The sequence below is a fragment of the Streptomyces sp. JLSY215 genome, from assembly GCF_059682825.1.
Genome location: NZ_CM185022.1, coordinates 3,469,556 through 3,481,524, shown reverse-complemented (window position 1 = coordinate 3,481,524; position 11,969 = coordinate 3,469,556). Strand labels below are relative to the sequence as shown.

General features: G+C 70.9%; 9 protein-coding genes. 6 read left to right on the top strand and 3 right to left on the bottom strand.

Annotated features, from left to right (window positions below):
* The first annotated feature begins 189 nt into the window (after positions 1-189).
* From eno to AC5677_RS15390, 4 genes are all read left to right on the top strand, one after another.
* Positions 190-1,470 carry a phosphopyruvate hydratase gene (eno, locus tag AC5677_RS15405; RefSeq protein WP_497195607.1) on the top strand — a complete coding sequence of 427 codons (1,281 nt, stop codon included), beginning with the start codon at positions 190-192 and terminating at the stop codon, positions 1,468-1,470.
* 121 nt (positions 1,471-1,591) lie between these two features.
* Complete coding sequence (locus AC5677_RS15400; protein ID WP_497195606.1) at positions 1,592-2,059, top strand: FtsB family cell division protein; 468 nt, start codon at positions 1,592-1,594, stop codon at positions 2,057-2,059.
* 135 nt (positions 2,060-2,194) lie between these two features.
* Positions 2,195-2,755 (top strand): DUF501 domain-containing protein, encoded by a 561-nt coding sequence (locus AC5677_RS15395; protein WP_497195605.1) that lies wholly within the window; start codon positions 2,195-2,197, stop codon positions 2,753-2,755.
* Complete coding sequence (locus AC5677_RS15390; RefSeq protein ID WP_497195604.1) at positions 2,752-3,705, top strand: Ppx/GppA phosphatase family protein; 954 nt, start codon at positions 2,752-2,754, stop codon at positions 3,703-3,705. The genes AC5677_RS15395 and AC5677_RS15390 overlap by 4 nt, the downstream gene beginning before the upstream one ends.
* A 152-nt stretch (positions 3,706-3,857) precedes the next feature.
* Here AC5677_RS15390 and AC5677_RS15385 read toward each other — a convergent pair whose 3' ends face one another.
* The gene (locus AC5677_RS15385) at positions 3,858-4,859 is read right to left on the bottom strand and encodes a hypothetical protein (protein WP_497195603.1); all 1,002 of its coding nucleotides are present in this window, start codon (positions 4,857-4,859) and stop codon (positions 3,858-3,860) included.
* 439 nt (positions 4,860-5,298) lie between these two features.
* Between AC5677_RS15385 and AC5677_RS15380 the strand changes: the two genes are divergently transcribed.
* Together AC5677_RS15380 and AC5677_RS15375 are read left to right on the top strand one after the other, a co-directional pair.
* Positions 5,299-6,687 (top strand): NAD(P)/FAD-dependent oxidoreductase, encoded by a 1,389-nt coding sequence (locus AC5677_RS15380; RefSeq protein WP_497195602.1) that lies wholly within the window; start codon positions 5,299-5,301, stop codon positions 6,685-6,687.
* Between the two features lie 209 nt (positions 6,688-6,896).
* Positions 6,897-8,216, top strand: a complete 1,320-nt coding sequence (locus AC5677_RS15375) for a class I SAM-dependent methyltransferase (protein ID WP_497195601.1) — start codon at positions 6,897-6,899, stop codon at positions 8,214-8,216.
* A gap of 122 nt (positions 8,217-8,338) precedes the next feature.
* On the opposite strand, the gene AC5677_RS15370 is transcribed toward AC5677_RS15375, so the two are convergent.
* Entirely contained in the window at positions 8,339-10,885 is a 2,547-nt protein-coding gene (locus tag AC5677_RS15370; RefSeq protein WP_497195600.1) for an ABC transporter permease, read from the bottom strand.
* Positions 10,886-10,960: 75 nt separating this feature from the next.
* Positions 10,961-11,773: an ABC transporter ATP-binding protein gene (locus AC5677_RS15365; RefSeq protein ID WP_497195599.1), complete on the bottom strand. Its 813-nt coding sequence runs from the start codon at positions 11,771-11,773 to the stop codon at positions 10,961-10,963.
* Positions 11,774-11,969: the final 196 nt, after the last annotated feature.

Genomic DNA, 11,969 nt, shown 5'->3' with positions numbered 1-11,969 from the left:
GCCCACCGGCACCCCGCCACCAGTGGCTTCCCGCGATTTTCCCCGTTCAGCGAACAATGCGCCCAAACCTCCCGGGAAATGGGCATCTGGGCCTCTTTTCGTCCCACGGAGCGGGCCAACGGCGAGCGGATCTCCCCGGGGCCGTTAGGCTCGTGCTGCAGAACTCCAGACACCCATGAAGGAGACAACGTGCCGTCCATCGACGTCGTCGTAGCCCGCGAAATTCTCGACTCGCGAGGTAATCCCACGGTCGAGGTCGAGGTCGGCCTCGACGATGGCAGCACGGGCCGTGCCGCCGTGCCGTCCGGCGCCTCCACCGGAGCCTTCGAGGCCATCGAGCTTCGCGACGGCGACCCGAACCGCTACCTGGGCAAGGGCGTGGAGAAGGCCGTCCTGGCCGTCATCGAGCAGATCGGCCCGGAGCTCGTCGGCTACGACGCGACCGAGCAGCGGCTGATCGACCAGGCGATGTTCGACCTGGACGCCACCGACAACAAGGGCTCGCTCGGCGCCAACGCCATCCTCGGCGTCTCCCTCGCCGTCGCGCACGCCGCCTCCGAGGCCAGCGACCTGCCGCTGTTCCGCTACCTCGGTGGCCCGAACGCGCACGTCCTGCCCGTCCCGATGATGAACATCCTGAACGGCGGCTCGCACGCCGACTCCAACGTGGACATCCAGGAGTTCATGATCGCCCCGATCGGCGCGGAGTCCTTCTCCGAGGCGCTGCGCTGGGGCGCCGAGGTCTACCACACCCTCAAGAAGGTCCTGAAGGCCAAGGGCCTGGCCACCGGCCTCGGCGACGAGGGCGGCTTCGCCCCGAACCTGGGCTCCAACCGCGAGGCCCTGGACCTCATCCTCGAGGCCATCAAGGAAGCCGGTTACGCCCCCGGCCAGGACATCGCGCTGGCGCTGGACGTCGCCGCCTCCGAGTTCTACAAGGACGGCAAGTACCAGTTCGAGGGCAAGGACCGCTCGGCCGCCGAGATGACCGAGTACTACGAGGAGCTGGTGGCGGCCTACCCGCTGGTCTCCATCGAGGACCCGCTGTTCGAGGACGACTGGGCCGGCTGGAACGTCATCACCGAGAAGCTCGGCTCCAAGGTCCAGCTCGTCGGCGACGACCTCTTCGTCACCAACCCCGAGCGCCTCGCCCGCGGCATCGAGGAGAACTCCGCCAACGCCCTCCTGGTCAAGGTCAACCAGATCGGCTCGCTGACCGAGACCCTCGACGCCGTCGAGCTGGCCCAGCGCAACGGCTTCAAGTGCATGATGTCGCACCGCTCCGGTGAGACCGAGGACGTCACCATCGCCGACCTCGCCGTCGCCACCAACTGCGGCCAGATCAAGACCGGCGCCCCGGCCCGCTCCGAGCGCGTCGCCAAGTACAACCAGCTGCTGCGCATCGAGGAGATCCTCGACGACGCCGCGGTGTACGCGGGCCGCTCGGCCTTCCCGCGTTTCAAGGGCTAGGGCTCGGGCGCCCGGCCAACGGCCGAGTGCCGCACTCTTCCCCGCGTCCCCGGCGACGGTCCCGTACCGTTGCCGGGGACGTACGTGGTTACGGCGTCCGGACGACGGAAGGGGAGGCGACGTGCCCGCGGACCGGTTCTCGACCGCGACCCGGCTCAAGGCGCTCGGCACTGCACTTGTCGAGTCCGGGGCGGCCGCCCGCGTCTACCGCGCCCGCCGGCCCCGCCGCAACCGCCTCACCGGCCGCGCCGCGCTGCTGGCCCTCGTGATGTGCTCGCTGGTCGTCGCGCTCGCCTACCCGATACGGCAGTACGTCTCCCAGCGCTCGGACATCGCCGATCAGCGCCGCAAGGCCGACCACGCGGCCCGGACGCTCGACGGCCTGCGCGACCAGAAGGCCCGCTGGCAGGACCCGGCCTACGTCGAACAGCAGGCCCGCCGCCATCTGCACTTCGTCATGCCCGGCGAAACCGGCTACATCGTGCAGGACGGCTCCGGCGCCGGCCCGGCCAAGAAGGCGCCCCGGGCGGACCGGCGCCCCTGGTACGAGAACCTGTGGGCCGCCGTCGATGCCGCGGACAGGCGGTAGCCGGTACGGTCACGGAGCCCTGGCCCGTACGGCCGGGCGGCGGCAGCCCGTACTGTCATAAGGGGGAGTCCACACCCCCTTGCCGCCCGCCCCACTCGCCCCACCCACCTCACTTTCTCCCCACCGAAAGCGCACATGGACACCGCCCCGCCCCAGACCGAGCCCACCGAGCCCACCGCCGCGGACATCGCCGCCTTCAAGGAGCAGCTCGGCCGCCCGCCGCGCGGCCTGCGCACCATCGCGCACCGCTGTCCCTGCGGGCAGCCGGACGTCGTCGAGACGGCGCCCCGCCTGGAGGACGGCACGCCCTTCCCCACGCTCTACTACCTCACCTGCCCGCGCGCGGCCTCCGCGATCGGCACGCTGGAGGCCAACGGCGTGATGAAGGAGATGAGCGAGCGGCTGAAGACCGACCCGGAGCTGGCCGCCGCCTACCGCGCCGCCCACGAGGACTACATCCGGCGCCGGGACGCCATCGAGGTGCTGCAGGGGTTCCCGAGCGCGGGCGGCATGCCCGACCGGGTCAAGTGCCTGCACGTCCTCGTCGGCCACTCGCTCGCGGCCGGTCCCGGGGTCAATCCGCTGGGCGACGAGGCCATCGCCATGCTGCCGGAATGGTGGAAGAAGGGCCCGTGCGTCAGCCCGTGCCAGGACACCCCCGAAGCCCAGGACGCCCCTGAAGGAGACGCCAAGTGAAGCGGGTCGCCGCCATCGACTGCGGTACGAACTCCATCCGGCTCCTGGTCGCCGACCTGGACCCCGCCACCGGCGAGCTGACCGACCTGGACCGCCGGATGCAGATCGTCCGGCTGGGCCAGGGCGTCGACCGGACCGGCCGGCTGGCCCCGGAGGCGCTGGAGCGCACCTTCGCCGCCTGCCGCGAATACGCCGCGGTGATCAAGGAGCTGGGCGCCGAGCGCCTCCGCTTCGTCGCCACCTCCGCCTCCCGCGACGCCGAGAACCGCGATGACTTCGTCCGCGGCGTGGTCGACATCCTGGGCGTCGAGCCCGAGGTGATCACCGGCGACCAGGAAGCCGAGTTCTCCTACAACGGCGCGACGAAGGAACTGGCGGGCCGCGACGATGTGCCGCCGCCCTACCTCGTCGTGGACATCGGCGGCGGCTCCACCGAATTCGTCCTCGGCAACGACGAGGTACGCGCCGCCCGCTCCGTCGACATCGGCTGCGTCCGCATGACCGAGCGCCACCTCGTCCACGAGGGCACGATCAGCGACCCGCCGACCCCCGACGAGACCGCCGCCATCAAGGCCGACATCGCCAAGGCCCTCGACCACGCCGAGGAAGCGGTCCCCCTCACCGAGGCCGCCACCCTCGTCGGCCTGGCCGGCTCCGTCACCACCGTCGCCGCCATCGCCCTGGGCCTCGACGACTACGACTCCGCGGCCATCCACCACTCCCGGATCCCCCTCGCCAAGGTCCGCGAGATCACCGGCGACCTGCTGACCTCCACCCACGCGGAGCGCGCGGCGAACCCCGTCATCCACCCGGGCCGGGTCGATGTGATCGCCGCGGGCGCGCTCGTGCTGCTCTCGATCATGGAACGGGTGGGCGCCAAGGAGGTCGTGGTCAGCGAGCACGACATTCTGGACGGCATCGCCTGGAAGGTGGCAGAGGAGCTGGGGTAGCACCTTCGGTGCAGTGACCGACCCGCTACCGGACGCCCTCGGTGGGAGCCTTCCCGCCGAGGGCGTCGGCGTGCCGCCGCCTGCCGCCGGAGCTTCCCTTACCGACGGGCCGCGGCCCCAAGCGTTCCGGCCGTTGCCGAAACACCGCAGGATCAGCCCTGGCAGAGCATGGCCGCCAGGCCGCACTCGGTGTCCAGGAAGACCGTGAAGTAGCAGGACCCGTAGTCGTAGGCGTCGAGATCGCCCAGGTCGAGCTGGGCGATATACGTCATGACCTTGGCGCACCTGGGACACGTCGGGTATTTGGAGTCGTCCCGCCACCGGGGGTGGCCGCCGATCGCGGAGTTGTGAGGGTGGCGGTCCGCGTGGTCGGTGGGGACCAGTCGCACGGTGGGCACCTCGTCCATCTCCGGTGTGCGGCTGCCGGGCTGCGGGGGATCCGTCAGACGGTTGCTGCCGTCGGGGCCGACCTCGATGAAGGTGGGGTGGGCGTCGATGTCGCAGGCGTAACAGAAGACCAGCCGCAGCCGGCCCGACCAGCCCGTATGCGCCAGCGCCTCGGCGACCCGCGCATCGGCCGTGTCCAGATCCAGCGCGACCCACAGCGCGCTGCCGCATCCCTGGCAGCGGCCCTGCGGCGGTTCGTCCGCCGCGTCCCGGGGCTGTTCCCCGGCCGTCGCCGCTGCCTCCGCCGGCTCCTCGGGATCCTCCTCCGGCTCCTCGGGATCCAGGGAATAGCCGACGGGCCCGCACAGCTCCCGGACCCGGTCCCCCTCCAGCATCCAGCCGCCCTCCGGCATGTAGTCGGCCGGGCCGATGCGCAGCTCCTCCGCGCCCGGCGGCGGCTGATCCCGCCAGCGCCGGAAGGCGGCCTCGGGGACGGGGCCGCGGGTCCGGGCCAGGGCGAGCAAAAGGTGGTTGAGATTGCCGCCGCCCGCGTCCACCTTCGCCACCAGGGCGCGCTGTATCTCGCTGCCGGCCGCGCGGTACATCTCCGTCGGGTACACGATGTCCGCGGCGAGCAGCCGGGGGAGGTAGGGAGCCAGCCTCTCCGGCTCGTCCTCCGCCAGGCTTTCCAGCTCGTAGTCGTCGACCTCGCCCTTGGCGATGGCGCGGTCGATGAGCGCTTCGAGGTCCCCCGTCGTGTCCGTCATTCCGATGACGCTAGCAACCGCCTCTGACAACGCGGCTTTTGAGCGGGTCGGACGTCGTCTGAGGGCGGTTCGGGGCCTTTGGGAGGGGGTGCCGAGAGGGTCCGCGAAAAAAGTTCGTGAAATCCTTCACATGAAAAAACCGCCCGAGGGCTGAAGATTTTGGCCGCATGGCCCTCATTCGAAGGTCCTAGGACCCGTCGACCCGGACGATGCGCGGTTTCGAGGGCGTTGCGGTCATGCTTCGTCGGGGTGTGCTCATCCCTGGTCGAGAGCCCGCAATCCCTGATCAGCAGGGGTCTCAACGCCTCGCCGTACACGGTGGTTCCCCACTCACGCTATGGCGTCGGTCACGAAGCCGGCGGAGTGTAGCAGATACCCCGTAGGTGCTTGTGAAGGGGCTCACGAGCGACCCCCCATGTGGGGGTGGATACTCGATTGCATGAGCACCACGGAGCGTCCCAGGATCCTCGTAGTAGGCGGTGGGTACGTAGGCCTGTACGCAGCTCGGCGCATCCTCAAGAAGATGCGCTACGGCGAGGCGACCGTCACGGTCGTCGACCCGCGGTCGTACATGACCTATCAGCCCTTCCTCCCCGAAGCCGCCGCCGGCAGCATCTCCCCTCGGCACGTCGTCGTCCCGCTGCGACGCGTCCTGCCCAAGGCGGAGGTCCTCACCGGCCGGGTCACCACCATCGATCAGGACCGCAAGGTCGCCACGATCGCCCCGCTGGTCGGCGAGGCGTACGAGCTGCCCTTCGACTACCTGGTCATCGCGATGGGTGCGGTCTCCCGCACCTTCCCGATTCCCGGTCTGGCCGAGAACGGCATCGGCATGAAGGGCGTGGAAGAGGCCATCGGCCTGCGCAACCACGTTCTGGAGCAGCTGGACAAGGCCGACTCCACGACCGACGAGGATGTCCGCCGCAAGGCGCTGACCTTCGTCTTCGTCGGCGGTGGCTTCGCGGGTGCGGAGTCCATCGGTGAGGTCGAGGACATGGCCCGCGATGCCGCGAAGTACTACAAGAACGTCAAGCGCGAAGACATGCGCTTCCTGCTGGTCGACGTCGCCGACAAGATCCTCCCCGAGGTGGGCCCCAAGCTCGGCGCCTACGGCAAGGAGCACCTTGAGGGCCGCGGTGTCGAGATCTACCTCAAGACCGGTATGGACTCCTGCGTCGACGGTCACGTCGTGCTGAACAACGGGCTCGAGGTCGACTCCAACACCATCGTGTGGACCGCCGGCGTCAAGCCGAACCCGGCGCTGGCCCGCTTCGGCCTGCCGCTGGGCCCGCGCGGCCACGTCGACACCCAGGCGACGCTCCAGGTGCAGGGCACCGACTACATCTGGGCCGCGGGCGACAACGCCCAGGTTCCGGACATGGTCGGCCGCCGGGCCGGCAACGAGAACGCCTGGTGCCCGCCGAACGCGCAGCACGCGCTGCGGCAGTCCAAGGTCCTCGGCGACAACGTGATCTCCGGTATGCGGGGCTTCCCGCAGAAGGAGTACAGCCACGCCAACAAGGGTGCGGTCGCCGGTCTGGGCCTGCACAAGGGCGTCGCGATGATCGTCATGGGCAAGATGAAGATCAAGCTCAAGGGCCGTCTCGCCTGGTACATGCACCGCGCGTACCACGGCATGGCGATGCCGACGTTCAACCGCAAGATCCGGGTCTTCGCCGACTGGACGCTGGCCATGTTCCTCAAGCGCGAGGTCGTCTCGCTCGGCGCCATGGAGAACCCCCGCGAGGAGTTCTACGAGGCTGCCAAGCCGGCCCCCGCCCCGGCGGCCGCCGACTCCGGCGACAAGCCGAAGGCCAAGGCCTCCTAGCACCCCGGTCGGTACTCCGACCAGCCCGAAGGGCGTCCGCCATCCGTGGGGCGGGCGCCCTTTGGCGTGCTCCGGGGCGTGCCACCCTGGCGAAAAGCGGGCCGTTTGCGGTTCTCTTGCGTGTGAACGGGACTAACTGGGCGCCCACTTGGCGTTTACGTGGTGGGTGAATCTTCTTTGCCCGACTCGTCAACACGGAGGTGTGCGACATGGCCGACGCCGCTGGACGGCTCACCCGGCTCGCCGAGGAGGTGCTGGGGGCCCCGCTCCCGGTCCGCATCCGCGCCTGGGACCGTAGCGAGTCGGGCCCGCCGGGGGCACCCACGCTCGTCATCCGTAACCGCCGGGCGCTGCGCCGCCTGCTGTTCAAGCCGGGCGAGCTGGGCCTGGCCCGCGCCTGGGTGGCGGGCGACATAGACGTCGAGGGCGACCTCTACCAGGCGCTGGACCTGCTCGCCGGGATGATCTGGGAGCGGCCCGCTCCCGCCGACAAACCGCAGCGGGCCGCCGCCCTGCGGGCCCTGGCCCGCCCGGAGGTCCGCGCCGCCGCCAAGGAGCTGCTGTCCCTGGCCGGCGCCCCCGTACCGCCCGCGCCGCCCGCCGAGGAGGCCCGACGCCGCCGCGGCCCGCTGCACACCCTGCTCAGCGACCGGGCCGCCATCAGCCATCACTACGACGTCGGCAACGACTTCTACGAGCTGGTGCTGGGCCCCTCGATGGTCTACTCCTGCGCCTACTGGGGGACCGCCGACGAGGCCGTCGGCAGTCTGGAGGACGCGCAGCGCGACAAGCTCGACCTGATCTGCCGCAAACTCGGCCTGAAGGAGGGGCAGCGGCTGCTGGACGTGGGCTGCGGCTGGGGCTCGATGGTGCTGCACGCCGCCCGCGAGTACGGCGTCCGGGCGGTCGGGATCACGCTCTCCGAGGAGCAGGCGGCCTACGCCCGTAAGCGGGTCGCCGATGCCGGGCTCGCCGACCGGGTCGAGATCCGGGTGCAGGACTACCGGGAGATCCACGACGAGCCGTTCGACGCGATCTCCTCGATCGGGATGGCCGAGCATGTCGGCCAGGCCCGGTACGCGGAGTATGCGAGCGCCCTGTACGCGCTGCTGCGGCCCGGTGGACGGCTGCTGAACCACCAGATCGCGCGGCGGCCGCTGCCCGATGAGGAGGCGTATCGCGTCGATGAGTTCATCGACCGGTACGTGTTCCCGGACGGCGAGCTGGCGCCCGTGGGCCGGACCACCGGTGCGCTGGAGGACGCGGGCTTCGAGGTACGCGATGTGGAGGCGATCCGGGAGCACTACGCGCTGACGCTCCGCGAGTGGGTCGCCAATCTGGAGCGGCACTGGGGCGAGGCGGTGCGGCTCACGTCGCCGGGGCGGGCGCGGGTGTGGCGGCTGTACATGGCCGCCTGCGCGTTGTCGTTCGAGCGCAACCGCATAGGGGTCAACCAGGTGCTGGCGGTGCGGACGCCGGAGTCCGGGGCGTCCGGGATGCCGTTGCGGGCGCGCGTCTGGCGGGGCTGAGGCGGCGCGCCGCAGGACGTCCGAGGGCCCCGGGGACCATGTCCCCGGGGCCCTCGGACGTCCGGCTGCCACCGGGCGGAACCATCAACGGCTCCTGCCCCGGCCCACCCCGCCGTACGGGATCATGAGGCCTTGATCGCCGTGAGCATGTTCAGCTTCGCCGCCCGCCGCGCCGGCCACAGCGCGGCCAGGACGCCGACCAGTGCGGCCAGGCCGAGGAAGAGGCCCATCCGGCCCCACGGCAGCACCAGTTGGTAGGTCGCCAGCGAGCCGGCGATCAGCTCACCGGCCGCCCAGCCGAAGAACACGCCCAGGCCGATGCCGAGCACCCCGCCGAAGAGGGAGATCACCAGCGACTCCAGGCGCACCATGCGCTTGATGCCGCGGCGGTCCAGGCCGATGGCGCGCAGCATGCCGATCTCCTGCTGCCGTTCGAAGACCGACATCGCCAGGGTGTTGATCACGCCCAGCACGGCGACGATCACGGCCATGGCCAGCAGGCCGTAGAGCATGTTCAGCATCAGGCTGAACATCTGGGCGATGCCGTCGGAGACGTCCTTCTTGTCCGCGACCGAGATCGCCGGGTTCTTGCCGAGCGCCTCGACCAGCGCGTCCTTGGTCGCGTCGGTCGCGCCGTCCTGCGTCTTGACCATCACCTGCATATCGGTGATCTGACGCTGGTGCGGGGCGAGCGTGGCGTTGTCCAGGACGATGCCGTTGATCATCTCGTTGCCCTGGTAGACACCCGAGACGGTCAGCGTGCCCTTCTTGCCGTCCTCGTACGTCACCGGGATCCGCGCGCCGGCCCGCCAGCCCTTCTCCTTGGCGAGGGCGTCGTCCACGATCGCCTTGCCGCCGCGCAGCTCGCCGAGCGAGCCCTGGGTGAAGTCGAGCCGGGTGAGCTTGCCGAAGTCCTTGCCGTTGACGCCGGTCAGGTACGTGGTGGTGGCGCCGGAGCCGCTGCCGGTCCGGGCCGGGGAGTTGCGCATCGGGCTGGCGGCGGTGACCTCGTCCAGGCCGCTCAGCTTCTTCGCCACGTCGGGGGAGAGGGGCGACCGGCTGGCCATGGAGACGACGTAGTCGGCCCGGAGCGAGTCGGTGGCCATCTTGTCGATGCCCTTCTGCACGCTGCCCGCGATGACCGTCAGGCCGGTGATCAGGGTGAGCCCGACCATCAGGGCGGAGGCGGTGGCGGCCGTACGGCGCGGATTGCGGACGGCGTTCTGCCGGGCGAGCTTGCCGGAGATGCTGAACATCCGCAGTACCGGCGCGGCCAGCGCGATCAGCGGGCGGGACAGCAGCGGCGTCAGGATGAACACGCCGATCAGCAGCAGGGCCGCCCCGCCGCCCATCATGGCCTTGCCGTCGTCCATGCCGGTGGCGACCAGGACGGCGGCCGCACCGGCGCCCCCGAAGAGCGCGCCTATGGAGTTGCGGACCACCAGCGACTTGGTGGTGGCGGCGGCGTGCACGCTGTTCATCGCGGCGACCGGCGGGATCTTCGCGGCGCGACGGCCCGGCAGCCAGGCGGCCAGCACGGTCACGACGATGCCGACGGCGAGGGAGGCCAGGACCGTGGACGGCGAGATGACCAGCGGGCCGTCGGGGACCGTGGCGCCGAAGCCGCCCATCAGCGCGCGCAGTCCGGCGCCGATGCCGACACCGGCCGCCAGGCCCGCGACCGCGGCGACCGCGCCCACCAGGAGGGCCTCGGTCAGCACCGCGCGGGTCACCTGGCGGCGGCTGGCGCCGACCGCGCGCAGCAGCGCCAGCTCCTTGGTGCGCTGGGCGACGAGCATGGTGAAGGTGTTGGCGATGATGAAGATGCCGACGAAGAGCGCGATCCCGGCGAAGGCCAGCAGGCCGGTCTTCATGCCGTCCATGCTCTCGGCGATCGTCCTGGCCTGGTCGTCGGCGAGCTTCTTGCCGGTGGTGGCCTCGGCGGCGTCCCGGGGCAGCACCTTGTCGAGGGCGGCCTTCAGGGCGGTCTGGGACGTGCCCGGCGCGGCCTTGACGTCGATCTCGCTGAATGCGCCGGGCGTGCCGAACAGCTTCTGCGCGGTCGCGGTGTCGAACAGCGCGAGACTGCCGCCGGCCGCGACGGTGCCGTCGTCGGTGGTGTAGATGCCGGTCAGCCGCTGCCGGCGGACCGGTCCGTCGACGGAGATCCGGACGGTGTCGCCGACCTTGTAGCCGGCCTTGTCGGCGGTGCCCGCGTCCAGCGCGAACTCGTGCGGGCCCTTGGGGGCGGCGCCGTCCCGCAGGGGGTAGCGGGCGTCCTTGCCGTCCTTGCCGGGGAAGTAGTTGCCGCCGCGGGTGGAGAACCCGTTGCCGAGCAGCTCGCCCTTCTTGTCGGCGATGGCGGTGAAGCCGGAGACGGTGCCGGTGGCGGAGGCGGCGCCGGGCACCCGGGCGGCGGCGTCGAGGAGCCGCTGATCGAGCCTGGGGGTGTCGCCGGGCTTGCCGGTGGGGTGGTCGCCCCGCTTCGGCTCGATCGCGACGTCGACGTTGCGGTAGCCCTTCTGGGAGCTGTTCTGGAAGGCGTCGGAGAGGGTCGAGGTGAAGACCAGGGTGCCGGAGACGAAGGCCACGCCGAGCATCACGGCGAGGACGGTCATCAGCAGCCGGGCCTTGTGCGCAAGCACATTGCGCAAGGCGGTACGGAACATGAGTGGGTCAGTCCTGAGGACGAGGCCCGAAGGGGCCGGGAGGTCTGGAGGGCGGGTGGCGGCTGCCGGGCGTCGTCAGGTCGTACGGCCCTTGGCGTCGAAGCCGGAGGTCCGGGGGGAACCCCCGGAGAAGCGCAGCATCCGTTCCAGCACCATGTCGGCGGTCGGATCGGGCATGTCGTCGACTATCCGGCCGTCGGCCAGGAAGACCACGCGGTCCGCGTAGGAGGCGGCGACCGGGTCGTGGGTCACCATCACCACGGTCTGGCCCAGTTCGCGTACGGAGTTGCGGAGGAAGCCCAGGACCTCGGCGCCGGAGCGGGAGTCGAGGTTGCCGGTGGGCTCGTCGGCGAAGATGATCTCGGGCCGGGAGGCGAGCGCGCGGGCCACCGCGACGCGCTGCTGCTGGCCGCCGGAGAGCTGGCTGGGGCGGTGCTTGAGGCGGCCGCCCAGGCCGACGGTCTCCACCACACGGTCGAGCCAGGCGCGGTCCGGCTTACGGCCCGCGATGTCCATCGGAAGGGTGATGTTCTCCAGGGCGGTCAGCGTGGGCAGCAGATTGAACGCCTGGAAGACGAAGCCGATCTTGTCGCGCCGCAGCTGGGTGAGCTTCTTGTCCTTCAGACCGGTCAGCTCCACCTCGCCGATCCGGGCGGAACCGCCGGAGATCGCGTCGAGGCCGGCCATGCAGTGCATCAGGGTCGACTTGCCGGACCCCGAGGGGCCCATGATCGCCGTGAACTGGGCCTGGTGGAAGTCGACGGAGACGGCGTCCAGGGCGACCACCTGGGTCTCGCCCTGCCCGTAGACCTTGGTCAGATCCGTGGCGCGGGCGGCCACCGCGGTGGCGCGGAGGGCGGTGGAGACGCCGGAGTGGGTGGTGGTCACGGGGTGGAGCTCCTGTCGGGACGAGGGACCTTCTGATCCGCGGCGGCCGGGCGGGCGGGCCTTCCGGCGTGGGCTGCGGACCTTTCCATCGTGGGACAGGAAAAGGGGTCGGGGCGTCAGCCCCTGTGACCGTCCTGAGCGACCCCTCGGGCGTATCTGCCGGCCCTGCCGGTCATACCTGGGGAGGAGACGGACC

Coding starts and splice junctions, on each gene's coding strand:
- AC5677_RS15395 (WP_497195605.1), top strand. CDS start 2,195: ATGGACACCGCCCCGCCCCAGACCGAGCCCACCGAGCCCACCGCCGCG.
- AC5677_RS15385 (WP_497195603.1), bottom strand. CDS start 4,859: ATGACGGACACGACGGGGGACCTCGAAGCGCTCATCGACCGCGCCATC.
- AC5677_RS15380 (WP_497195602.1), top strand. CDS start 5,299: ATGAGCACCACGGAGCGTCCCAGGATCCTCGTAGTAGGCGGTGGGTAC.
- AC5677_RS15375 (WP_497195601.1), top strand. CDS start 6,897: ATGGCCGACGCCGCTGGACGGCTCACCCGGCTCGCCGAGGAGGTGCTG.
- AC5677_RS15370 (WP_497195600.1), bottom strand. CDS start 10,885: ATGTTCCGTACCGCCTTGCGCAATGTGCTTGCGCACAAGGCCCGGCTG.